This window comes from Shewanella sp. DAU305 (assembly GCF_026802235.1).
Taxonomy (GTDB): Bacteria; Pseudomonadota; Gammaproteobacteria; order Enterobacterales; family Shewanellaceae; genus Shewanella; species Shewanella baltica.
The window spans coordinates 2,781,265-2,806,939 of record NZ_CP113808.1 but is presented as its reverse complement, the minus strand read 5'-3'; the positions used below and the strand labels follow the sequence as shown (position 1 = coordinate 2,806,939).

Below are 25,675 nucleotides of genomic sequence, written 5' to 3'. Positions count from 1 at the left end.
ATGAGTCTGGTACAGATCCAAGGCGTACTGTTCGATCTCGACGGCACCTTAGCCGATACCGCGCCGGATCTGGTGCAAGCCCTCAATTTAAGTCTTCAGGACGTCGGCATCGCCGCGCAGCCGTTAGCGGCCATGCGCTACGCCGCATCCCACGGCAGTTTTGCCTTAGTCGATGCGGCAATACCCAATGCGGCGGATGATCTTCGTACTCAAGTTCAGCAAGGGCTGCTCGCCCACTATCAGCGCATTAATGGCGATCACTGTGCGCTATTCGCAGGTATTGCAGCATTACTCGACTGGCTCGAGTTAATGCAGCTGCCGTTTGGGGTGATCACCAACAAACCAGCGCGCTTTACCCGTCCCTTATTGCGAAAACTGAATTTACACTTACGTATGCCCGTTATCATCAGTGGCGATTCAACCAAACACCCAAAACCCCACACGGCACCTATGTTGTTAGGCGCACAGCAACTGAACTGCGCACCTGAGCACATTTTGTATCTTGGGGATGCCGAGCGGGATTTGTTAGCAGCTAGGGCGGCGGGCATGTTAGGCGGCGTTGCCCTATGGGGTTATCTGGGTGTCAACGACAAGCCATCGCAGTGGCCAGCTCACGCGCACTTTGCCAGCCCAACTGAGTTACATCAGGCATTAATCGAAGCATTGGCCTAGAAAAACTCGCTAATAAAACGGCGAACAGACGTCACCATGACACTCAAAGATAAACCTTTTGCTAAAGCCAATATGCAGACACACATAAGTGTGTTTGCCTGATTTTTACCTGAGAATAAAATCAGGCAGCGAAAGGTCGGCGGATAAAAGATCGGCACTTGTGCGCGATCGCGATCTAAAGAAAAGATCGCCTAAAAATCCCCCATGAGTGCGACACACTAACCTGAAATTGAGCTTCAAGGTTAGTCGTTACTAACGCGAAAGCTTATCCTCAACTTATCCACAAGATGTCCCCTGAATTCAGACTTGCAAATAGGGTCAAACCTCACTATCTTGTATCCCAGATAATTTAAAACACCATATCTTGTGTATAGGTAGCAATCAGACACACTAGAAGCTCGCCGCTTAATTGACTCGTTTTCAACCAGTCAGCAGTATTTAAGGGACGGTTATTGATTGTTTTACAAGGATACGTACGGTGAACTTGCTCACCTAAATAGATATAAGAACCAAGGCCTATCTCCAAATGAATAGCACTATGACAGTCACAAAACGCTGTGGCGATCGTGAAAATATCGATCTCGAAAAAATACACCGCGTAATTACTTGGGCAGCCAAGGGATTAAAAAACGTTTCTGTTTCTGAAGTTGAACTGCGCTCGCACCTACAGTTTTTCGATGGCATCCCAACCGAAGCTATCCATGAAACCATTATCAAAGCGGCTGCGGATTTAATTTCTCCAGAATCACCGGACTATCAGTTCCTCGCCGCCCGTTTAGCGGTGTTTCATTTGCGCAAGAAGGCCTTCGGTCAGTTCGAGCCGCCAGCACTGTATACCCACGTGACTAAGTTAGTTGAGCTTGGCAAGTATGATATGCACATTCTGCAGGATTACAGCCGCGAAGAACTCGACGTGATGGATACCTATATCGACCATTGGCGCGATATGGACTTCTCTTACGCTGCGGTAAAACAGCTTGAAGGCAAATATTTAGTTCAAAACCGTGTGACGCACGAAATCTATGAGAGCGCGCAGTTCCTTTACATTTTGGTCGCGGCCTGTTTGTTTGCCCGTTATCCAAAAGAAACGCGCCTGAAATATGTTAAAGATTTCTATGACGCGGTATCGACCTTTAAGATTTCGCTACCGACGCCAATCATGGCCGGTGTGCGCACGCCAACGCGTCAGTTCAGCTCTTGCGTACTGATCGAATGTGGTGACAGCTTAGATTCAATCAACGCGACTGCTTCTTCTATCGTGAAATACGTTAGCCAACGTGCGGGTATCGGTATTAACGCCGGTCGTATTCGTGCTTTAGGTAGCCCAATCCGTGGTGGTGAAGCCTTCCACACAGGTTGTTTACCTTTCTATAAGTATTTCCAAACCGCAGTGAAGTCTTGTTCTCAAGGCGGCGTGCGTGGCGGTGCTGCGACCCTGTTCTACCCTATTTGGCACTTAGAAGTCGAATCTCTGCTGGTATTGAAAAATAACCGCGGCGTCGAAGACAACCGTATCCGTCATTTAGACTACGGTGTGCAGCTGAACAAAGTCATGTATCAACGTCTGATCAAAGGCGAAAACATCAGCCTGTTTAGCCCATCAGACGTACCTGGCTTGTACGATGCTTTCTTTGAAGATCAAAACGAATTCGAACGTTTATATGTGCAATATGAGCAAGACAGCAGCATTCGTAAGAAAACCATAAAGGCAGTTGAGCTGTTTTCACTGATGATGCAAGAGCGCGCCTCAACTGGCCGTATCTACATTCAAAACGTGGATCACTGCAACACTCACAGCCCGTTCGATTCAAAAGTCGCACCGATCAGACAGTCTAACCTGTGTCTTGAAATCGCCCTGCCGACTAAACCATTGAACAACATCGATGATCCAGAAGGTGAAATCGCACTTTGTACGCTGTCAGCACTTAACTTAGGTTCTATCAAAGAATTATCTGATATTGAACCATTAGCCGACCTCGCCGTACGCGCACTAGATAACCTGTTGGATTATCAAGATTACCCCATCAAGGCCGCGCAAATTGCCTCGATGAATCGCCGTACCTTAGGCATAGGCGTGATTAACTTTGCTAACTACTTAGCAAAAAATGGCATGAAGTATTCCGATGGCAGCGCGAACGAGCTGACCCACAGAACCTTCGAAGCGATTCAGTACTATTTACTGAAAGCCTCAATGAACTTGGCCAAAGAGCAAGGTGCGTGTCCGTTATTCCACGAGACCACATACTCTCAAGGTATTTTGCCAATCGATACCTACAAACGCGACCTAGATAAAATTTGTGCAGAACCATTGCACTTAGACTGGGAATCACTGCGTAGCGATATCAAGCAATATGGCCTACGTAACTCAACGCTGTCGGCATTAATGCCATCAGAAACCTCGTCGCAAATCTCCAATGCGACCAATGGTATCGAGCCACCACGTGGTCTTATCAGCGTGAAATCGAGCAAAGACGGTCAGTTGAAGCAAGTTGTACCAGATTTCGATACGCTGAAAGATAGCTATGAATTGCTATGGAAAATGCCAAGCAATGACGGTTACTTACAGCTAGTGGGTATCATGCAGAAGTTCGTTGACCAAGCGATTTCGGCCAACACTAACTACGATCCTTCACGTTTTGAAGGCCGTAAAGTACCGATGCAAACCTTGCTGAAAGATTTGCTCAATGCTTACAAGTTAGGTGTGAAAACGCTTTACTACCATAACACTCGCGATGGTGCGTCGGATTCACACGATGACATCACCAATTTAGAGAAAGAAGATGATGGTTGCGCCGGCGGCGCGTGTAAAATCTAGTCTTTAACGTTAACGCGGCTCTTACAAATAAAAAGTATAGGGATCCCGATTGAGTGGATCCCTATCCATTGGAAAATAGCACCATGGCCTACTCTACCTTCTGTCAAACACCCAACGATGCCACCCGTGAACCTATGTTTTTAGGTCAATCGGTCAACGTGGCTCGTTACGATCAACAAAAATATGAAGTGTTCGAAAAACTGATAGAAAAGCAGTTATCTTTCTTTTGGCGCCCGGAAGAAGTAGACGTCAGTCGCGATAAAATCGACTACGGTGCATTGCCCGATCATGAAAAACACATCTTTATTTCTAACCTGAAATACCAAACCTTACTCGACTCGATTCAAGGTCGCTCACCCAATGTGGCCTTTTTACCACTGGTGTCGCTGCCTGAACTAGAGACTTGGATTGAGACTTGGTCTTTCTCTGAGACGATTCACTCGCGCTCATACACCCACATCATTCGCAATATCGTTAACGATCCTTCAGTGATCTTCGACGATATCGTCGTGAACAAAGAAATATTAAGCCGTGCGACAGATATCGCCGCTTACTACGATCACTTGATCCAACTGACTCAAGTGTTCCATTTACTCGGCGCGGGTACCCATGTTATCGATGGCAAAGAAGTCATAGTCAACACTCGCACCCTGAAAAAAGCCTTGTACCTGTGCATGATGTCAGTCAACGCCCTAGAAGCGATTCGTTTCTATGTTAGCTTTGCCTGCTCATTTGCCTTTGCTGAACGTAAGCTAATGGAAGGTAACGCGAAAATTATTCGCCTTATTGCCCGTGATGAAGCACTGCACTTAAACAGCACTCAGCATATTTTAAGCATCATGCAAGGCGGTAAAGACGATCCAGAAATGGGTGAAATTGCCGCAGAATGCCAACAGGAAGCTTTCGATTTATTCTTCAAGGCCGCAGAGCAAGAAAAAGAATGGGCAAAATACCTGTTCAAAGACGGCTCTATGATAGGTTTGAATGAACAGATACTGTGCCAATACGTTGAGTTTATTACTAACCAACGGATGAAGTCGGTAAATCTGCCGCAACCTTATCCTGAAATAACCAATCCATTACCTTGGATGAAAAACTGGTTAGAAAGCGATGCAGTGCAAGTCGCGCCTCAGGAAGTGGAAGTGTCTTCATACCTTGTCGGTCAAATCGACTCAGCGGTTGATGGCGATGAATTCCTCGACTTCGATCTATAAGACGCTCAAAAGTGACGTTAAAAATGGCATTACAACAGTGACATCGAAAAAACGGCCACAAAACCTGTTTGCGAAGGCGCCAATCGTACGCCTTCAAGGTCAACCTGTGTTGCTCTTTACTGAGCAACAAGGCACCTTGTTGCAAGCGCTCGAAGCAAAAAAAGTTAACATCTTCTCAGAATGTCGCAACGGATTCTGCGGTGCCTGCAAAACACGGGTCATCAGCGGAAAAGTCAGCTACTTAAACGAACCCTTAGCCGAACTTAAACATGATGAATGTTTGCCCTGCTGCTGTGTGCCTACCGAAGATTTAGAGCTCGACTTGTCACCTGAAGGTGCGGCCGTAGTCACCTATGCGTGTCAACCTCGTCAGGGTAAAACCAATCTGACTAAGTCAAAGCAAACACAGCATGAAGCAAGCACCACGCGCACGTTAAAACAAGAAGTGTTTGAAGACTAACAGCGCCAGGAATTAGACTTCTCTATAAGCTGCTTTAAATAATCCACTCTAAATAAACAACTTTCACTTTTTCTGTAAGCGGCGTTAAAACAAGCATTAGCTGTTAAACACAAAGTCCCTTTCAATACTGCCTTAATCAATTCGCGCCAATTAGATACCAAACGTATTAAACCCCACACTTCTTCCTTCTCTCTATTTTCAATGCATTCCCGCGGAAAACCAAAAAGCCTGAACTCAGGTTCAGGCTTTCAGGATCTAAAACTTAACGCATAACGCCTAAAGCTTATTGCAGAAGACTTATCGAGTTTCTATAAGCGCATAGCCAGCTCAGCGCCTTGGCGGATTGCACGCTTAGCATCAAGCTCTGCCGCGACATCCACGCCGCCAATCAGATGCACAGGCAAGCCCGTCGCTTTCATCTCATCCACTAAGGTGCGATTCGATTCTTGTCCAGCGCAAAGCACAACATTATCAACGGCCAGCACTTCAGCGGTTTCGCCCACGCGAATATGCAGTCCCGCATCATCAAACTTATCGTAACTCACGCCCGTTTTCATCTTCACATCATGTTGCTTAAGCACAAGACGGTGGATCCAGCCGGTGGTTTTACCTAAGCCTTTACCCATCTTCGACGTTTTACGTTGCAGTAAAAATACCTTACGATGATCGGTATTGTCGGAATGTGGTTCTGTTAGGCCGCCCGCATGTTGGTAAGTTTTATCTATGCCCCACTGTTGCAGCCATTTATCAGCGTTCAGCGTGCTAGATTGGCGCTCACATAAGTAATGCGCCATATCGAACCCTATGCCGCCAGCACCAATCAAGGCGACTGTATTACCGACAGTCACTTCACCCGAGAGCACTTTTTGATAATCGACCACCCGTGGGTCATCAAAGCCGGGTAAGACTAAATCACGCGGCACAACGCCTGACGCTATCACCACTTCATCAAACTTTTCGGTTGCCAACACACTGGCATCCAGGCGAGTGTTTAATCTCAGCTCCACCTTATGCAACTTAATTTGGTTGATGAAATAACGGATAGTTTCGTTAAACTCTTCTTTCCCAGGGATTTTACGGGCGAGATTAAACTGACCACCCACCTCGGATTTCGCTTCAAACAAGACAACGTGATGGCCACGCATGGCGGCATAGACAGAGAACGCCATGCCCGCAGGACCTGCGCCCATCACCGCAATACGCTTTTTATTGGCAGTGGGTAAAAAGTTGATTTCAGTCTCATAACAGGCACGAGGATTCACTAAGCAGGTAGCGCGCTTGAGGGAGAATGTATGATCAAGACACGCTTGGTTACAGCCAATGCAGGTGTTGATCAGCTCTGGCGTGTTCGCTGCGGCTTTATTCACAAACTCAGGATCAGCAAGGAAAGGCCTTGCCATCGACACCATGTCAGCTTGACCAGAAGCAATAATCTGCTCGCCAATCTCAGGGGTGTTAATGCGGTTAGTGGCAATTAAGGGCACAGAAACTGATTGTTTGAGCTTTTCAGTCACCCACGCAAAGGCGCCGCGGGGCACACTCGTCGCAATGGTCGGTACGCGCGCTTCATGCCAACCAATACCGGTATTTAAAATGGACACGCCAGCTTGCTCTAACCACTGGGCGAGCTGCACCACTTCATCCCAAGTCGAGCCGTTATCCACTAGATCGAGCATAGATAAACGGAAGATAATAATGAAGTCTTTACCGACTTTTGCCCGTATCGCGTTAACAATCTCAATAGGGAATTGCGCCCGCTTTTCAAACGCACCGCCCCATTCATCGGTGCGGGTGTTAGTACGCGCACTGACAAACTGATTGATCAAATAGCCTTCAGATCCCATGACCTCGACGCCATCGTAACCAGCTTTCTTGGCAAGGGCGGCTGAGCTGGCGTAATCCTTAATGGTCGAGCGCACTTGGCGACTAGACATAGCAGACGGTGTAAAAGGTGTAATGGGTGATTTAATTTTGCTCGGTGCTTGGGAAAAAGGATGATAACCGTAGCGGCCTGCATGCAAAATTTGCATACAGATCTTACCGCCGGCCTCATGCACAGCCTGCGTGACCACGCGATGCTTACCGACTTGCCAAGGAAAACTCAGCTGACAGGCATGGGGCGTAAGGCGGCCACGAAGATTAGGGGAAATACCACCCGTCACAATCAAACCCACACCGCCCAGAGCGCGTTCTTTGTAGAACGCTGCCAGTTTCTCAAATCCGCCCTTTTCTTCTTCCAAACCTGTGTGCATTGAGCCCATAAGCACGCGGTTTTTGAGCTGGGTAAATCCCAGATCTAAGGGTTCTAATAAATGGGGAAACGACATTCAAACATCCTTTTAAAACAAGTGATTTAAATCAGCATACCTTGAGTCAAATCTAAGCTCAACCGTTGGATCGAGGCCATCATTCAAAATCCTTTACAATTGTGTTTAGCCTGTAGCGCCATTTTCAGTTAGCATGGGCAGATTGGACTTATAAAGGAGTGACAGATGTCCGCTAACCCATCGTTTTTCAAGAGAATATGTTTGTTTATTTGGCACGCCCTCAACGGGACGCGTAAACTGATCCTCAATCTGATCTTTTTTGGCATCTTAGCCGCCATTATCATCTCCATTGGCAGCAGCGAAGATATCCAAGTAGAAGACAACTCGGCGCTGGTGCTTAATCTGGCCGGCTCGATTGTCGATCAGAAACAACAGGTTGATCCCTTAGAAGCCGCATTCAAGCAAGGCCAAAATGCCAACGCCGATGGGGAAATCCTGCTAGCCGATGTGCTGTATGTGATTGACAATGCCGCGCAAGATCAAAGGATTAGTACCCTAGTACTTGATCTAGCCGATTTGAAACGTGCCGGGATCAGCAAGCTGCAATCTATCGGAGATGCACTTAACCGCTTTAAAGAAAGCGGTAAAAAAGTGGTCGCCATCGGTAATTACTACGAGCAAAATCAATATTTCCTCGCCAGTTTTGCCGACACTATTTACCTCAATCCCCAAGGCGGCGTGTCGCTTGATGGCCTGAGTATGTACAGCCAGTACTTCAAATCGGCCTTAGATAAACTCAAAATTAAAGCGCATATTTTCCGCGTAGGGACCTTTAAATCCGCGGTTGAACCCTACATGCGTGACGATATGTCCGACGCCGCTCGCGAAGCCAGCAGCGCGCTTTTAGCGGATGTATGGCAAAGCTACACCCAGACTGTCGCAGGCAATCGCAATATTGAGCCTAACTCGCTGGTGCCCGATGCAACCACTTATTTGGCCGAGCTCGATAAAGCCAATGGTGACTCTGCGGCAATGGCTATCAACATGAAATGGGTTGATAGCTTAGCTACCACGGAAGATTTTCGTCAAACCATGCTAGAAACCGTGGGCAAAGCCAGCAGCGGTGACAGTTTCAAGCAAGTGAGTTTTTATGATTATTTAACCTTAGTGACGCCATTGCCAAGCTTTGTTGAGCAAGACAGTGTCTGCATTATTGTCGCAAGCGGTACGATTCTGAACGGCACTCAACCTGCGGGTCAAATTGGCGGCGAAAGCACTGCCGAGCTGCTACGTAAGGCACGTTTCGATAAACACGTTAAAGCCTTAGTGCTGCGCGTCGATAGCCCTGGCGGTAGCGCCTTTGCCTCGGAGCAAATTCGTCAAGAATTACTGGCACTTAAAGCGGCTGGCAAACCTGTTGTCGTCAGTATGGGCAGTTTAGCCGCATCGGGTGGTTATTGGATTTCGGCCAGTGCCGACTACATCTTCGCAACGCCAACCACGCTCACGGGCTCAATTGGGATCTTCGGCATGATCACCACCTTCGAAGATTCTCTGGCCAGTATAGGCGTGCATACCGATGGCGTATCAACATCGGAATGGGCGGGATTGTCTGTGACGCGCACGCTGTCACCGCAAGTTGAAGCGATTATCCAACGTCATATTGAACGCGGCTATTTAGACTTTATCTCGCTGGTCGCTAAAGAACGCAAGATGACCATAGAACAAGTCGATAAGATTGCCCAAGGCCGTGTTTGGAGTGGTAAAAAAGCCCTTGAGCTTGGCTTAGTCGATGAACTGGGTGATTTAGATGAGGCGATAGCTAAAGCCGCTAAACTCGCGGATATGACACTATTTGACACCCGCGTTATCGAACAAGAGCTGACACCCGAGCAACGCTTTATGCAACAGATGTTTGCCTCAGTATCGAGCTACCTGCCCGCCTCACTGAGCCAATCATCGATGTTAGAACAAATGCTGCAGCAATGGACCAGCAGCTTGAAAACGTTAACCTCTTTTGATGATCCAAATAACGTCTACATCTACTGCGATACTTGCAACATGATGAACTAAATCTGCCAGCGTCTAGGTTGCTGCTCGCAACTTCAAGATGATGATAAAGACAAAGCCTGGATCTCCGGGCTTTTTTATTGGGTTTATGTCAGTTAAATCGTATAATTCGGCCACTTGAAGCTAAGAAAACGACAAGAATGACTAAACGCTCCATTTATGTTGCCTATACAGGCGGCACCATCGGTATGCAAAAGACCGATAACGGCTTCGTCCCTGTGGCGGGATTCCTAACTCAGTGCGTGCAATCTATGCCTGAGTTTTACCATGAAGAAATGCCGACATTCGTGATCCACGAATACTGCCCGCTTATCGACTCTTCCAATATGGCACCAACCGATTGGCAGATGATCGCCGACGATATACAAGCTAATTACGATAAATACGATGGCTTTGTGATCCTCCACGGTACAGATACCATGGCGTACACGGCTTCGGCGCTGTCGTTTATGCTGCAAGGCTTGTCAAAACCTGTGATAGTGACAGGTTCGCAAATCCCCCTCGCCCAGCTGCGCTCAGACGGTCAAACCAATTTATTAAACTCACTCTATATTGCGGCGAATTATCCGGTCGCAGAAGTGTGTTTATTCTTCAACAACAAACTCTTTCGAGGTAATCGCTCGACTAAGGCCCATGCCGACGGTTTCGATGCTTTTGCTTCACCTAACTTCCCGCTACTGCTTGAGGCTGGGATCAAAATCAATCTGCGAGCAGGCAAGATCACCGTTGCCAACGATACCCCATTGGAAGTGGCGCATATCAGTCCGCAGCCTGTAGGTGTGGTGACCTTGTATCCAGGGATCTCAACACAGATTTTTGAGAACATTCTGCAGCAGCCGGTTAAAGCCCTCATACTACTGACATTTGGTGTGGGTAACGCGCCGCAGGATGCGGCCTTGCTCAAAACCTTAAGGCAAGCGGATGAACGTGGCATAGTGCTGGTGAATCTTACCCAATGTTTCCAAGGTAAGGTGAATATGGGCGGCTACGCCACGGGCAATGCACTCGCTAAAGCGGGCGTGATCAGTGGCGCCGATATGACCATAGAAGCGGCCTTGGCAAAACTACATTATTTATTATCGAAAAATTTGCAGCCAGCGGAAATAAAAGCGGCCATGTTACAAAACTTGGTCGGTGAATTGAGCATAGATTAAAGATAGTGTCTTTTAATCTGTTTGTAGTTCTCAATCACTAGCAACAAAAAAGCCCATATTTAATGGGCTTTTTTATGTTAACTCAGATTAAACGACGTCAAATGAGTGCTTGTCTCGGTGCTTTTACAGAGAGCTATTTATAGAGGCTATTTGCATTGAAGTTATTTGATACCAAATCAATATTAACGTCACATAAACAGCTAGCCCTAGATCCACGGCTAACATCTTAGCAAACACAAACCACCTTGAAGCCAATGAGTAATTTATAAATCCTGCACTTTAAACTCAGCAATCGGCTCACCGCGGAATTGCTTTTTCAGCTCGGCTTTAGACAATTCATTGATTTTACCGTCAGGCGCAATAGTGAAATGCTCAGTTTGCTCAAGCTTGCGAGCTTGATACAACATCACGACCTGCAGGGTCGATTCACGCTGCGCTTCACTTAACACAGTGCCATCTTCCCACTTACCCAGCTCTGCTGCACTACGAAGCCTTTCATAGACTTCAATGGGCATTTGATCGATCACTTGATTAATATCTGTCATACACTTTTCCGCTTATGTAACACGATTCTGACTCGTGTGATGAGATAACCCACAAAACCAAACACAAAGCATATTCCAGCGATATTCGCCCGCATACCTTCGGCAGGTTCACCCCCCCAAAACCAAATCACCACACCAGCAATAAACAAGGTCATAGCAACAAAACTCTGATTCATTAAGCTGCTGGACTTTTGAATATGACTAATGCGCGATAAAGACTCATTGTCACCATTGGTGCTCGCTTGACAATGGGGACATGAAGGCGCCTTACTCGACATCCGCTTGCGACACACTGGACATTCAATTAATGCCATATCAGCCTCGCCCTAACGTAATTTATCAACAACGGCGAGCATGGCGATAAGCGATGCTTCACCTAAATAAATACTGCGCTCTGGCGACCAACCCACAAAAGGATCGGCCAGATTGTTATTGTCTTTAAAAGGCATTTCGAGGGTATTGGATAAACACTCGAAGGTTTGAGCGACCCAATTAGACGCTACAGTCAAATTCGCTTGGCCAGGCTCGTCTTTGTCATAGCCAAACTGAGTTTGGAAATCAGCACTGGCTAAGGTTAATGCTTGACTGAAGTCCGCTTGCAGCTGCGCCAGCTTATCATTGTAGGCAGACACGCCCTCACAACCTGCGAGAAACACATAAGGTAAACCTTCATCGCCGTGGACATCATAAAACAAGTCGACACCGGTTTGCTGCATCTTGTTGACGACGTGGTACACCTCTGGACTCTTTTCTAAACTCGGCGTTTGCCACTCGCGGTTAAGATTAATCCCAATCGCATTGGTGCGCAGATGGCCTCTCACACTGCCATCGGGATTCATGTTCGGCACTATATAAAAGTTGGCTTTATCAAGTAGCGCTTTCGCTGTTGGACAATCATTATCGAGTAAACGATTCACTAGACCTTCGACTAACCATTCAGCCATGGTTTCGCCCGGATGTTGTCTGGCGGTGATCCAAATATTGCGTTTAGAAGGATCGCCATTACCGACTTTCATCAGGGTAATATCGCGGCCATCTAAGGTCAGGCCTAAATGCTCTAAATTGACATCTGGGTGTAACTGCGCGCCGCTGAGTAAATCTAAGTGACGCTCATAGCTGTATGGCGCAAAGTAAGCGATTTGAATCGCATCGCAATCCAGCTCTAAGCTAATGCTCAGTTTGCCGTCTTTATACTGTGTAGGAATACGGAACCAATGCTGACGGTCGTAACTGGCTACTGCTTGATAGTCTTCCCATCCCTTGGTATAGGAAGCTGTCCCCGCGTTGATGATATTTAAGGTGTAATGGTTACCCACCTCACCTTCGAATCGAAAATTGAACCATTGATAAAACTCGCCGCCCGCATCGGGACGAATAGCAAGTTGAATATCGTCTTTATTATCAAGATTGACGACTTGGATATTTCCGCCATCAAAGTTGGCACTGATCCGCATAATGATTCCTAATAGGTTGTTAAAGCTAAGGGCTGTTAATGGCACGCGACTGATAGCACGCGGCACATTTTATTATATGGCCGATAGGATAAACCAAAACATCCCAAGGGGAAAACGAAAGCCAGTAAAATCAGTCAAGGCCGTTGAAGTCGACCTTTTATTGACCAAGTTTCACGCCAAACATCCGTTCAAACTTAGCCGTTAACGAGGTAGTAAACGATGGTGTTAAGCCATAAAACTATAACCTTGGCCTCGTACTGTATTGATTAAGTTACGCGGCAAGCTGATGTTGGCTAATTTACGGCGCGTGTTACTAATGTGCATATCGAGATTGCGGTCAAATCGGCCCAGATCTTTTTGTAATACTGAGCGTTGCAACTCTTGTTTCGTGATGACTTGACCTTTCCTTTCAAACAGATATTTAAATAATTTAAATTCGGTTTGAGTCAAATCGACATAACGCGTGCCAATGGTGATCCTATAACTCATATCATCAAAGTTAATCACTTTCGCTGCTACAGTCGCTATTTGCGGCGATTGAGATTGACGAGAACAAAGACGCCGCTCTAAAGCACGTAAGCGAACAAATAGCTCTTTGATGCTAAATGGTTTACTCAAAAAATCATCGGCCCCCAATTCATAACCTGTGATGCGATCGTCTTCATTATCCCGTGCTGATATCATCAATACCGGCGTTGAGCATTCCCGCGCTTTTAACAGCTCAAAACCATTCATTTGTGGCATGACTAAATCAAGCACTATGATGTCAGGTGCAAAGCTTTCAATGCATGCCAGACCATCGACACCATTCATCGCACATGCAACTTCATGCCCTTGTGTGCCCAAGGCATCGGCCAACCACACACTAAACAAGGGATCATCATCGACTAAGAGTATTTTACTCATCCTTAAAACCCAAACGAGAATCTATATCATTTATATTACCATGCGAATCGAGATGACTCTAGACCTATTACATTCGTTAAGAAGTGTGATGTTGAAAACTGTGATCAAAATACGAGATGAAGGGAAAATTAAACGAAAATTAGCTATTTAAAAGTGATGAGTTAAATGATGGTTAGCCACTCAAAAATCTGTGTCTAGTTCCATTTCACAATAAAAAAGCGCCCTAAGGCGCTTTTTAAACACTAAGAGTATTAACTTAGTTTAGAACTTAACCGTTACACCACCGTATATAGTACGGCCAATGGTGTCGTACACTTCAGGAACTGTACCACCATCGCTACCGTTAGATACAGTAACTGGTTTTTCATCAGTGAAGTTCTTAACACCTAAACTGACAGTCGTCATATCATTGATATGATAAGTACCTGAAATGTTGTGGTAAATGATTGAGTCAACATTAGCTACAGCCGTAAAAGCATCAAGATTTGCATCATAGTCAGTGTAGTAATCCTTCATTGAGCCAATATAACGGTTGAAGTACATTACGCTCCAATCACCTTGGCCGGCAGAGATGCTGAAGTTGTTACGAACACGAGCATAAGCACCAAAGTTACCATCGATAGTCCCAGTATATTTTTCACCATCTTGCTCAAATTGAACTAGGTAAGTCATATCATTGTTGATTTTCCAATCTAAACCTAGCAACTCGAAGTTGTAAGCTAAGTTGAAATCAACACCGCTAGTGTCTTGTGAGCCAACATTAGTTAACGCACTTGAAAGATCCGTTAAATCACCATTTGGACCAATGTTAAATGTTTCGCAAGCCGAAGTATCGCCAGCAAAGCAAGCGTCAAGGCCTGTTTGCACATCCATACGTGCAATAGCATCGGTCAACTTGAAGCGCCAGTAGTCTAATGTTACTGACATACCATCAATATAATTTGGTGAGTATACTAATCCTAATGTGTAAGACTCTGATTCTTCAGGTTTTAAATTTTTATCTGAGGTCCGATTCACTAAAATCTGAGGGTCTAACTCATTACCCCATGGATCTGTCAAGTAATCGAATGAACCAGAGTTACCACCGTACAGTTCTGCAACGCTTGGTGCACGGAAACCTGTAGCTGCCACACCACGGATCATTAAATCGTCAGTTGCTGTGTATGTTAAACCTATTTTCCAGGTAGTCGCTTTACCGAAGGTTGAATAATCGTCTAAACGTAGGGCAAACTCACCTGTTAATTTTTCAGTAAAAGGTATGCTAATCTCCTGAAAAATAGAGATAACATTGTAGTTCCCATTTGTTGGGTCCTGTTGTGCAGAAGTACTTTCACCAGCAATTACTACTTCGTCTGGCGTGTAGAAACCGCTTTCGCGACGGTATTCTGCACCGATAGCGAAACCTACAGCACCCGCTTTCAGATCGAATAACTCACCATTTAAACCGGCTGATAATGTTTGCTGCTCGTTACCACCTTTAGTATCTTCAACAAAACTAATATCTTTTATGATATCTGCAGTTAATGGGGCTCCAGTTAACCAAGCATCTGAGTTAGCATAAATAGAAGCCTCTGTAGCAGCGGCATTAATCGAGTTTACAACTGTAGTCTTAGCTTGGTTTTTGCCATAGGTATAGGTTACATCCCAGTTCATACCAGTATGCACATCTAAACTACCCGCTAATCCGCCAGATAAGCGCCAAGTGTCAGTATCTTGAGAATAAATACGAGGGCCAATATCTGTTGTACGACGACGGTAATTCACTTTACCTCTATCATCGGCCTCAATTCCTCCAGCAAGCATTGCTGAATCTAGCACTAAACATGGTTCAGAAACATCAACTTCACCACAGACATTTAGCATAATATCTGCAGGTTGTGCAGCAAGTTGCTGGCTTGAACGACGATTAGTGTAAATGGCATCTGCAGTTAAAACGACATCGTTACCTAATTCTTGGGTCATATTTGCAAATAAACTACGACGCTCACTTGGAGTTTGATAGAAACTGTCTTTTGTAAAGTCATAACCTTGTGACAGAGGTTTCCACTCACCATTTTGGAAAGTCTTAACTTGCTGTTTAACATTACCTTTCACGTCATAAATAGGATTTCCGTCAGCATCTAATCGGTTACCTACAATACCACCACTCGATACGAACGAACTTGCTCCTGGCTCTGTCCAGTTACGGTCAGATTGGACAACACCGCGACGATCTGCGTAAGCAGCACCAAAGGTATAGTTACCACCCTCTGTGTTAAAACCGTACAATGCACTTACATCACCATTTTGGCCGTCACCTTTGTCAGTGCCGCTACCGTTAATATCAAACTGGAAACCTTCGAAGTCTTTCTTAGTGATAATGTTCACTACACCAGCAATCGCATCTGAACCGTAAACCGCTGATGCGCCATCTTTCAGAATTTCAACACGGGCAATCATAGCCACAGGAATCGAGTTTAAATCGACTGAACTATTGGCACCAGAACCTGAGTTCACCATTCGGCGACCGTTCAGTAACACCAGCGTGCGCTGTGAACCCATGCCACGTAAATCAACCTGTGCAACACCGTCTGCACCGTTGTTTGTAGTTGAACCCACGGCTGCGCCCGCCATAGATGTTTGTACTTGTAGCATTTGGTCAACAGAAGTAAAACCTTCCGCTTTAATCGCAGCAGCATCAATAACGGTCACAGGTGAAGCTGTTTCCATATCTTGGCGCTGAATGCGTGAACCCGTGACTTCAATACGTTCAACTTTTGCTTTTTCTTCCGCAGCAAATGCGCTTGACGTTACAAATGCACCAGAAGTGATAGATGCAACGATAGCTAAGTTAATAGCCGACGCTACTTTGGTTCTTTTGATCATGTATGAATGCTCCCTAGATCTTACTATTATTTTTATGCTTACAGCTTGTACAACTATTGATGTACTAGTGTTGCACTCGATACTGAGGATTCACTTTAACTCCGTCAACACTCAAAATATTAACCAATTAAAAATTGATGTTAATAAATATGAGTTAACTTGTTTTATTTGATGATTTTCATTTTCGATAAAACTTAAGCGATATAATTTATCAGAAGTTAAGTCTTAATGATGATAATTAATAAGTGATTAACACTGTTAATGAGTTACTTTTATGAAACATTCCCAGTGTGTAAAAGTGTGATATAGGTCACACTTGGCATGTGCAACGAGAGCTTTTGGTTGGAATGAAGCACTGATTAACCACCACTTAAACTGCATAAAAAAGGTTGTAAGCAACTAATGAAAAGCCAGAATAATTAAGATAACCTCACTAAATCAGCATATAACAACAGATACAATCAGCATCAATTGTGTTATTTATGCATAGGTAGCAAGGTCGCCAATAGAATTAAAACAATAATATTACAAATTATTCAGCATGCTAAACCTAGCGAAGAGTAACTGTAGCGACTATTATTTTGAGGATTTAATGGCCTAAATCAAATTTGTTAAATTAAGTTAATCTCAGAGAAAAAAATCAATCTAAATAGTGGAAAACTCAGGCTTACGCTCAATAAATACACTATAGAGATACATTTGTTAATAAATGCAGGCGAACACTAATTGGCTATAAATATATAGATTTCTATATAAAAGCTATTATAAATGTCTAAATAGTGAGCTACAAAAGCCGTAAAACTTTTGAGTGTTGATACAACTTAATAATGATGTGTTAGTAGTTATCAACTCATAAAAGCTCCTACATTTAACGCCAGATTAAACATCATTCGATTTGCTAAAGTGCGCTTTTACTTCACCCAAATTGTACACAAAGGTAAATTTTAACCATAAAAAAGGCGACCTCTTAGGTCGCCTTTCATTATCGGTATTATCAAGCAGATGGCTATTCGGGTTTGATCAACTCAAAATGCTGGTATGCCCGTGCGGTTGCAATTCGGCCGCGGGGCGTACGTTGGATAAACCCTTGTTGGATTAAGAAAGGTTCTAACACATCTTCGATGGTTTCACGTTCTTCGCCTATGGCCGCGGCTAAGTTATCTAGCCCAACGGGCCCGCCCATAAACTTATCGATAATGGCCAGTAATAGCTTGCGGTCCATATAATCGAAGCCTTCGCTATCCACATCTAACAAGTCTAAAGCGTGTTCGGCCACAAACTTAGTGACTGCACCGTCATGCTTCACCTGCGCGTAATCCCGCACGCGACGCAGCAATCGGTTGGCTATTCGCGGTGTTCCGCGTGAACGGCGCGCGATTTCAAATGCGCCTTCGGCATCAATATCCAGCTCCATTACCTGCGCCGAACGCGTGACTATGGTGCTTAAATCTTTGATGTTATAGAACTCAAGCCGCAGCGGGATCCCAAAACGCGCCCGAAGTGGTGAGGTTAACGCCCCTGCCCGTGTTGTTGCGCCCACTAGAGTGAACGGCGGTAAATCAAGCTTGATGGAACGCGCTGCAGGCCCTTCACCTATCATGATATCCAGCTGATAATCTTCCATCGCCGGATACAAAATCTCTTCTACCACAGGGCTTAATCGGTGGATTTCATCGATGAATAACACATCACCGGATTCAAGGTTGGTCAGGAGAGCGGCGAGATCTCCGGCTTTTTCAAGCACGGGACCCGAGGTAGATTTAATGTTTACCCCCATCTCGTTCGCAACAATCATGGCTAAGGTGGTTTTACCCAATCCCGGCGGACCATAGATCAATATATGATCTAAGGCTTCGTTGCGATTCTTCGCTGCTTGAATAAACACCTTAAGCTGCGCCCGAGTGTCATCTTGGCCCGTGTATTCATCGAGCATTTTAGGGCGCATTGCCCTGTCGATGGATTCATCTTGAGCTTGGATCTGCGGCTGGATGAGTCTGTCTGCCTCAATCATTATTATTCCTTCTCGCAGCTTTCATCTTAATTATCATCATTATCCAATTAAAGCATCGACTTAAGGGCAGCTTTGATCAGAGTCTCTGAATCCATACCTTCTTTGTAGGCTGCAGAAACTGATTTACTCGCCTGCGGCGGTTTATAACCCAACGAAATTAAAGCTGAAATGGCGTCTTCTTCAGCACTATTGACTGTCGGCGCAGGAGAGTAATTAGATTGCAGCACAAACTCACGCTCTGAACCTGCTGAGGCTTCCATCAAGCTCTTGAGCTTATCGCGCATTTCTACCAGTAACCGCTCGGCGGTCTTCTTACCCACACCCGGTAATTTCACTAAGGTCACTATGTCATCACGCTCAACACAACCCACAAATTCTCCGGCTGTCATGCCTGATAAAATGGTCAGTGCGAGCTTGGGACCCACGCCATTGGTCTTGATCAGTAAGCGAAATAACGCCCTTTCCTGTTTAGTGATAAAACCATAGAGTAACTGTGCATCTTCACGCACCACAAAGTGGGTGTACACCATAGTTTCATGGTTAACTTCAGGCAACTCATAAAAGCTGGTGAGCGGCATCTGCAACTCGTAACCCACACCATTCACATCAATCAAAATTTCTGGCGCTTGTTTCTCAACTAGCACACCCCGTAAACGACCTATCATCTGTACCGTCCGTATGTTCTTGCCGTTGCCCGGCCACTCAATGCGATTAAACTCTGGCTGGTGTGATAATGACACACAGCAACACCGAGTGCATCTGCGGCGTCAGCTTGTGGGGCTGCGGGTAGTTTTAGTAGTTGTTGGATCATGTGTTGTACTTGAGCTTTCTGTGCTCGCCCTGTGCCAACGACTGCACTTTTAATTTGAGTCGCACTGTATTCCGCCACAGGTAAATTGGCGACAGTTGCGGCGACAATGGCCGCGCCGCGTGCTTGGCCAAGCTTGAGCGCAGAATCGGCATTTTTTGCCATAAATACTCGCTCAATCGCAAATTCGTCCGGTTGATACTGACGAATAATTTCAGTGATCCCATCAAAAATTTGCTTGAGCCTACCAGGAAGCTCTTCAGACGAAGTGCGAATACAACCACTGCCGAGGTAAATCTGATGCCGCCCCTGACATTGGATCACGCCGTAGCCGGTGATCCGTGAACCTGGGTCAACACCTAAAATAATTGCCATTTAATGCCTTATATGGGATCTGAATGTTCGTCTCAGTTCCTGGATTAGCGAGTGTCCTACGTTAGCGTGTGCGAGCTGAAATTGGTCTAGATTGACGCCCAAATCCAGCTCACAGTCAATCTAACCTAGGCTTGCCATCACATCATCGGAGATTTCCGCATTATGATACACTTCTTGCACATCGTCATGATCTTCAAGGGTATCGATAAGGCGCATAAATTTTTCGGCTGTGTCTAGATCAAGCTCAGCTTTCGTCGAGGCTATCATCGCGATTTCGGCATTATCCGCCACAAAATGGGCTTTATCGAGTGCATCTTTCACCGTATAGAAATCAACGGGATCGGTGAATACATCCATCGCGCCATCATCATAGCTGACAATATCTTCCGCGCCTGCTTCAAGCGCCGCTTCCATCAATGCATCTTCATCGGTTCCCGGCGCATAGGATAACACCCCACGCTTAGTGAATAGATAAGAAACCGACCCATCCGTGCCTAAGTTACCGCCCGATTTACTAAACGCATTGCGCACACCGCTCACAGTCCGATTACGATTGTCCGTCATGGTTTCGACCATCACAGCGGTGCCGCCTGGGCCATAACCTTCATAGAGAATGGTTTCGAGTTGCTGACCTTCCAACTCACCGGCGCCGCGTTTAATCGCGCGCTCAACCGTATCGCGGGTCATATTGCCGCCAAGTGCTTTATCAATGGCGACACGTAATCGTGGATTTGAATCGGGATCTGAACCGCCTTCACGGGCTGCGACGGTTAATTCGCGAATGAATTTAGTAAAGAGTTTACCGCGTTTAGCATCTTGAGCCGCTTTACGGTGCTTAATGTTGGCCCATTTACTGTGACCTGCCATGGGAAGTCTCCTTAACTGAGGTGTCATCGCATAGCTTATCAAGAGCCGAGGTGTAATGGATTGAATAACGGCTATTTAGAATTGAACTAACAGATATTGATAAGCAAAGAAATGACGGTTCACTAAAACAGACCGAGGCTTGCGCCTCGGTCTTCGGTACGACTAAAATAACTGATAAGGACTAATGCTAATAGACTAACGCCAATCGACTAATGCCAATCGCCTTTCACAAAACGAGTTACACAACGTCGACTTGAATAAGATCAATTTGCATAAGATCAATTTACAAAAGTCCTCTTACGAAAGATCAGTCTTCAGTTTTAACGGCTTTCTCAACCACGGCAATGCCAAGTTCAGCTAACTGCTGTGGATTAGCAAATCCTGGTGCGTTAGTCAGCGGACAAGCGGCTGTAGTCGTTTTCGGGAACGCCATTACATCACGGATTGAGCTAGCGCCCGTCATCAGCATGATGATGCGGTCTAAACCAAACGCTAAACCTGCATGTGGCGGAGTACCGTAACGCAGCGCTTCTAACAGGAAGCCGAACTTCTCTTTAGCTTCTTCGTCGGTAATGCCCAGAATACGGAATACCGCAGACTGCATTTCTTGGTTGTGGATACGCACTGAACCACCGCCTAATTCGCAGCCGTTTAATACCATATCGTAAGCATCAGAAACACGATTTGCTGGGTTAGCTTCAAGTTCTGCTGCGGTTACGCCGCGCGGTGCGGTGAACGGATGGTGAACGGCATGGAAGCTACCGTTGATTTTCTCAAACATCGGGAAGTCAACCACCCACAGTGGACGCCATTGACCTTCAAGTAAATCAAAGTCTTCGCCCGCTTTAAGACGCAGTGCGCCCATGGATTCGGCAACCACAGTCGCTTGATCTGCACCAAACAGGATAATGTCGCCAGTTTGCGCTGCCGTGCGGCTCACGATTTCATTGACTATGCTTTCGTTTAAGAATTTCAGCACAGGTGATTGAATGCCTTCTAAGCCAAGGCTTAGGTCATTAATCTTCATCCACGCTAAGCCTTTAGCACCATAAATGCCAACAAACTTAGTGTAATCATCTATTTGCTTACGAGACAGTGCAGCGCCGCCTGGAATACGCAGTGCGGCAACACGACCTTCTTCATCGTTAGCAGGGCCTGAGAATACCGCAAATTCCACTTCTTTGAGTAAATCGGCAATGTCCACCAGCTCTAATGGGTTACGTAAATCTGGCTTATCTGAACCGAAACGACGCATCGCTTCGTTGTAGGTCATGCGTGGGAATTCGCCCAGATCGACGTTCAGCATTTCAAGGAACAGACCGCGCATCATCTCTTCGGTTTTCGCCATCACTTGCTCAGAGCTCATGAAAGACGTTTCGATATCGATTTGGGTGAATTCTGGCTGACGGTCGGCACGTAAATCTTCATCACGGAAGCATTTTACGATTTGATAGTAACGATCAAAGCCTGACATCATCAGCAACTGTTTAAACAGCTGTGGCGATTGTGGCAAGGCAAAGAACTGACCTTTATAAGTACGGCTTGGTACTAAATAATCGCGGGCACCTTCTGGGGTTGCCTTGGTCAGGATCGGTGTTTCTATGTCTAAGAAACCGTTTGAGTCGAGGAAACGACGCACAGAACTGGTCACTTTAGCGCGGAAAATTAATCGCTGCGCCATTTCTGGGCGACGTAAATCTAAGTAACGATACTTAAGACGTTGCTCTTCGCTGTTGTTCTGGTAGTTATCCATGCTCAATGGCAGTGGATCGGCAGCGTTGATGATAGTCAGGGCTTGGCCTAAGACTTCAATTTCACCGGTCTTCATTTGACCATTGACTTGGCTGTCAGGACGGGCGCGAACTAGGCCTTTAACCTGAACGCAAAATTCGGCGCGCAGCGTGCTGGCGACATTGAACACCTCAGGTAAGTCTGGATCATAGACCACTTGGATCAGACCTTCTCTGTCTCTTAAATCTAAAAAGACAACGCCACCCAAATCACGGCTACGATTAACCCAACCTACCAAGGTAACTTCTTGTCCAACGTGAGACTTATTGACGTCTCCACAATAATGACTGCGCATCTAACTCTATCCTTTATCCGGAAACCGGTGCTTTGGAAATAATCAAAACGAGATAAAAGCGGCATTATAGTAAAATAATGCCGATTACCAAAGTACTTCACACTTAGGCGGTGAAGTATCAAACAGTTTTACGCCCTTGACTAGAGGCGAACGCACTATCTGAGCATGAGCGTTCAAAAAAACATCAAGCTGAGCGATAACAACGCCCGCCGCAACTTTTTGCTTGGTACATCAGTTGATCGGCTTTTTTCAATAAGCCTATCGCGGTATCACCATCGCGGGGATAAATCACCACGCCCATACTGACCGCTATGCTGACACTGACGCCTTGAATAAGCAAAGGGCTCGACAGTGCCTGTAGAATATTATCAGCAACTTGGGTTGCAGCATCGAGATCTTGCACACGATTTAGCAGGATAACAAACTCATCGCCGCCAAAACGCGCCACGGTATCTGAACCACGGATAACCTTGGTTAACTTTTGGGCGACCAGTACCAGTAATTCATCGCCAATCGGATGACCATGTTGATCATTGATTTGTTTAAAGCCATCCAGATCAATAAATAACAAGGCAAAATGCGCTTGCTCGCGCTGATGGGACAGCAAAGCTTGGGCTAATCTGTCATCGAGCAAGGCGCGGTTAGGTAACTGAGTCAAAGCATCGTGGTTCGCCACATGCAGCAAACGTTTTTCAGCGACTAATCGCTGGGTGATCTCACGATTTAAGCGGCGATTCACTAATAGCACAGCGACCATAACTGAGCACAAAATGATCACGCCAAATACGATATAACGCAGCCATTGCAGATATTTAGCACTCTCTGTCGCGACAGAAAATGACACCCAACGCGCATAAATTTGCTGTTGATGCTGAGCGTCAATCAAGGCTAAGGCTTTGTTAATCAGTGGCACCAGCGGCGCAAACTGAGGATAAACACCAATATGGCTATGCTGATCGGCAAGATCACTCAGCAGCGACATTTTCAGCGTCGGGTAGTGGCTGGTTTTAAGTTCAGACGCCAACGTCACCACTTTATCGATAAACACATCCGCATTGCCATTCGTCACCGCCGCCAATCCCGCCTGCGTATTTGGCACTATCACTAACTTGAGTGAAGGTTCAAGACTCATCAATTGCGCCACCAAATGATAGCCTTCGACCACAGCTACCCTTTGTCCTGCGAGCTGCGCAATATTGAATACCGAGACTTGCTCCAATTGCGACACTAATGCCCACGGCGATGGCCAATATGCCTCACTAAACGCTAAACGCTGCTGGCGCTCCGCCGTTTGGGCGACACTGCCGGCTAAACTTACCTCGCCCTTTTGCAGTGCGTCGATTAACGAATGCCAATCATCAAAGGCAACGGGCGTCAGCTTAAGTTTGAGCTGTTCCTTGAGTAATTTGACGATATCGCTATTGATCCCCGCAAACTCGCCCTGCTCATCCATAAACTCCATCGGCGGCCACTGCTTTAAATAGCCCACTTTAAGCTCGCCTACACTTTCCACATAGGCCTGTTCTGCAGGGCTTAGGCTGACATGGCGCTCAGCTTGGGTAAAAACATGATCTTTGGGATTGAGCATCCATTTATTTTCAATATCGGCAAACTCTTGATTGCTAATATTGTTAAAGCCATTGGCGATCCGCTGCGTCAGGCCAGGATCATCACTGCGAGTCAGCACATAAATGTTGGTGCTAAATTCGAGATTGGGATACTGGCTAAAGTCAGACCAGCCTTTATTGAGCAGTAAATAATGGGATGTCCATGCACCCGAAGCCACAAAGCCAACAATCTCGCCCGATCTTGCGCCCGCGACCATGGCATCCATATTGTCGTAATAGCGCAGTGCCATTTGGGGTAAGGCTTTACGTAACTCCACCAGATAAGGCGCCGTCGGCACCACCCCAATACGTTTACCTTTTAAGCTGTCTAAATCGGTCAACTGCTGCTGAAAGAGAAACAAGCGGCTCTTAACTGTATATAAGTGCCAAGCCCGATTAAGCCCCGTTTTGACATCATCACTCTCTGGATAACCAATGTGCGCATCGGCAAGACCTCGGCGAACGTCATCCACACTGGAGTTCATATCGCCAGAAATAAAATCAACGGCGATACCGGTCTTCTCGGACCACAGTTGCCACATGTCCACATACAAGCCATGGGGTAAACCATCGACCCCTAAGTCCACAAAAGGCTCGACGCCCAGTTGCATGGAAATAACAATCCCAGCTTGTTGACGTTGATAGCCAAGCCATCGTCGCTCCGTTTGCTGGATAAAGTGCGGCTCGAGCGCGGTGAAACCTTTATTGATCCTACCAACTAAATCGAGATTGCCCTTTTTGACCGCAGGAACAAATTGCATCGCCTTAATTTGGATACGCGCCGTATTGGGATAATTCGCAGCAACCTCTTGGGATGAAGCGGGATCTTTCAAATAACCTTCTAAGCCCGCAAACACCATAATCTCGCCGGCGGCAACCCCAGCGAGTAATTTCTCACGACTTTCGTAACGTTTAAACACGAGCTGAGGTTCGATACGGTGCAATTCTGCTTCGTGGGATGAAGCCGCCACCACACCAATTTGAAAGGGAATGAGTTCTTTAATGGATTTTTTGCCCTGCAGGGATTTATGCAGATACAAAAAGGTACCAACATCGGCGATGGGCACAGTAAAGTCGAACTCTTGCTCACGCTCTGGAGTTTTCCCCATGCCGATATGCACTTGCGCCTTACCTTGCCGCAGTTGATCAAGGGACTCGTGCCAGTGGCGCGCCACAAAAACCACTTGGGTATGGCTTTGTTTCGCCCACTCTTTCCATAAATCGACCAGTAGTCCAGTCGGCTCGCCATCGTTGTCGACATATTGATAGGGAAAGCTATCTTCACCCATCACCACGATTAATGGCTCGTCGGGCAATGGACTTGCCTGCCCTGTTATGCTCAAAAAACAGCTGCACAAGATCACGATTAAGTGGATCACAAACTTCAAGTTGAGCCCTTAGTACTTGATGTACATGTAACGATTTTGTTATCTATGGCGTATTAGACAAAAATTTATCGCAAATTACCAGTATGAGACTTGCTGCTAATCGATCGGATT

At 46.0% G+C, this 25,675-nt stretch carries 18 protein-coding genes; 6 read left to right on the top strand and 12 right to left on the bottom strand.

All coding sequences use genetic code 11. From position 1 onward, the window contains the following. The 4 genes from OX890_RS11910 to yfaE all read left to right on the top strand — a co-directional run bounded on the left by OX890_RS11910 (window position 1) and on the right by yfaE (window position 5,161). Window positions 1-672, top strand: coding sequence for an HAD family hydrolase (locus OX890_RS11910; protein ID WP_268649260.1), 672 nt, complete (start codon window positions 1-3; stop codon window positions 670-672). A gap of 526 nt (window positions 673-1,198) precedes the next feature. Further along, on the top strand, window positions 1,199-3,487 hold the full coding sequence (gene nrdA / locus OX890_RS11905; RefSeq protein WP_006081730.1) for a class 1a ribonucleoside-diphosphate reductase subunit alpha: 2,289 nt from the start codon (window positions 1,199-1,201) through the stop codon (window positions 3,485-3,487). 83 nt (window positions 3,488-3,570) lie between these two features. Next, on the top strand, window positions 3,571-4,701 hold the full coding sequence (nrdB, locus tag OX890_RS11900; RefSeq protein ID WP_006081731.1) for a class Ia ribonucleoside-diphosphate reductase subunit beta: 1,131 nt from the start codon (window positions 3,571-3,573) through the stop codon (window positions 4,699-4,701). Window positions 4,702-4,738: 37 nt separating this feature from the next. Beyond that, window positions 4,739-5,161, top strand: coding sequence for a class I ribonucleotide reductase maintenance protein YfaE (gene yfaE, locus OX890_RS11895; RefSeq protein ID WP_268649259.1), 423 nt, complete (start codon window positions 4,739-4,741; stop codon window positions 5,159-5,161). A 308-nt stretch (window positions 5,162-5,469) separates the two neighbouring features. On the opposite strand, the gene OX890_RS11890 is transcribed toward yfaE, so the two are convergent. Then, a complete protein-coding gene (locus OX890_RS11890; RefSeq protein ID WP_071939460.1) occupies window positions 5,470-7,488 on the bottom strand; it encodes an NADPH-dependent 2,4-dienoyl-CoA reductase in 2,019 nt (672 codons plus the stop codon). A 165-nt stretch (window positions 7,489-7,653) separates the two neighbouring features. Between OX890_RS11890 and sppA the strand changes: the two genes are divergently transcribed. After that, window positions 7,654-9,501, top strand: coding sequence for a signal peptide peptidase SppA (gene sppA / locus OX890_RS11885; RefSeq protein WP_268649258.1), 1,848 nt, complete (start codon window positions 7,654-7,656; stop codon window positions 9,499-9,501). A gap of 137 nt (window positions 9,502-9,638) precedes the next feature. Continuing rightward, window positions 9,639-10,652, top strand: a complete 1,014-nt coding sequence (gene ansA / locus OX890_RS11880; RefSeq protein ID WP_006086774.1) for an asparaginase — start codon at window positions 9,639-9,641, stop codon at window positions 10,650-10,652. A 263-nt stretch (window positions 10,653-10,915) separates the two neighbouring features. On the opposite strand, the gene OX890_RS11875 is transcribed toward ansA, so the two are convergent. The 11 genes from OX890_RS11875 to OX890_RS11825 all read right to left on the bottom strand — a co-directional run bounded on the left by OX890_RS11875 (window position 10,916) and on the right by OX890_RS11825 (window position 25,564). Then, window positions 10,916-11,197 (bottom strand): YeaC family protein, encoded by a 282-nt coding sequence (locus tag OX890_RS11875; RefSeq protein ID WP_006081736.1) that lies wholly within the window; start codon window positions 11,195-11,197, stop codon window positions 10,916-10,918. Beyond that, window positions 11,194-11,511: a hypothetical protein gene (locus tag OX890_RS11870; protein WP_006081737.1), complete on the bottom strand. Its 318-nt coding sequence runs from the start codon at window positions 11,509-11,511 to the stop codon at window positions 11,194-11,196. Before OX890_RS11870 ends, OX890_RS11875 begins: the two co-directional genes overlap by 4 nt. 12 nt (window positions 11,512-11,523) lie before the next feature. Further along, window positions 11,524-12,651 carry a M14 family metallopeptidase gene (locus tag OX890_RS11865; protein ID WP_268649257.1) on the bottom strand — a complete coding sequence of 376 codons (1,128 nt, stop codon included), beginning with the start codon at window positions 12,649-12,651 and terminating at the stop codon, window positions 11,524-11,526. A gap of 225 nt (window positions 12,652-12,876) precedes the next feature. Continuing rightward, on the bottom strand, window positions 12,877-13,557 hold the full coding sequence (locus tag OX890_RS11860; protein WP_012587583.1) for a response regulator transcription factor: 681 nt from the start codon (window positions 13,555-13,557) through the stop codon (window positions 12,877-12,879). A 261-nt stretch (window positions 13,558-13,818) separates the two neighbouring features. Continuing rightward, on the bottom strand, window positions 13,819-16,422 hold the full coding sequence (locus tag OX890_RS11855) for a TonB-dependent receptor plug domain-containing protein (protein ID WP_126491863.1): 2,604 nt from the start codon (window positions 16,420-16,422) through the stop codon (window positions 13,819-13,821). A 1,006-nt stretch (window positions 16,423-17,428) separates the two neighbouring features. Further along, a complete protein-coding gene (ruvB, locus tag OX890_RS11850) occupies window positions 17,429-18,433 on the bottom strand; it encodes a Holliday junction branch migration DNA helicase RuvB (protein WP_268649256.1) in 1,005 nt (334 codons plus the stop codon). A gap of 47 nt (window positions 18,434-18,480) precedes the next feature. Further along, a complete protein-coding gene (ruvA, locus tag OX890_RS11845) occupies window positions 18,481-19,098 on the bottom strand; it encodes a Holliday junction branch migration protein RuvA (protein ID WP_006081742.1) in 618 nt (205 codons plus the stop codon). Next, on the bottom strand, window positions 19,095-19,616 hold the full coding sequence (gene ruvC, locus OX890_RS11840) for a crossover junction endodeoxyribonuclease RuvC (RefSeq protein ID WP_006081743.1): 522 nt from the start codon (window positions 19,614-19,616) through the stop codon (window positions 19,095-19,097). The genes ruvA and ruvC overlap by 4 nt, the downstream gene beginning before the upstream one ends. A gap of 120 nt (window positions 19,617-19,736) precedes the next feature. Then, a complete protein-coding gene (locus OX890_RS11835; RefSeq protein ID WP_268649255.1) occupies window positions 19,737-20,483 on the bottom strand; it encodes a YebC/PmpR family DNA-binding transcriptional regulator in 747 nt (248 codons plus the stop codon). A gap of 307 nt (window positions 20,484-20,790) precedes the next feature. Next, window positions 20,791-22,569: an aspartate--tRNA ligase gene (aspS, locus tag OX890_RS11830; protein ID WP_220590327.1), complete on the bottom strand. Its 1,779-nt coding sequence runs from the start codon at window positions 22,567-22,569 to the stop codon at window positions 20,791-20,793. Between the two features lie 184 nt (window positions 22,570-22,753). Beyond that, window positions 22,754-25,564 carry a transporter substrate-binding domain-containing protein gene (locus tag OX890_RS11825; protein WP_268649254.1) on the bottom strand — a complete coding sequence of 937 codons (2,811 nt, stop codon included), beginning with the start codon at window positions 25,562-25,564 and terminating at the stop codon, window positions 22,754-22,756. Window positions 25,565-25,675: the final 111 nt, after the last annotated feature.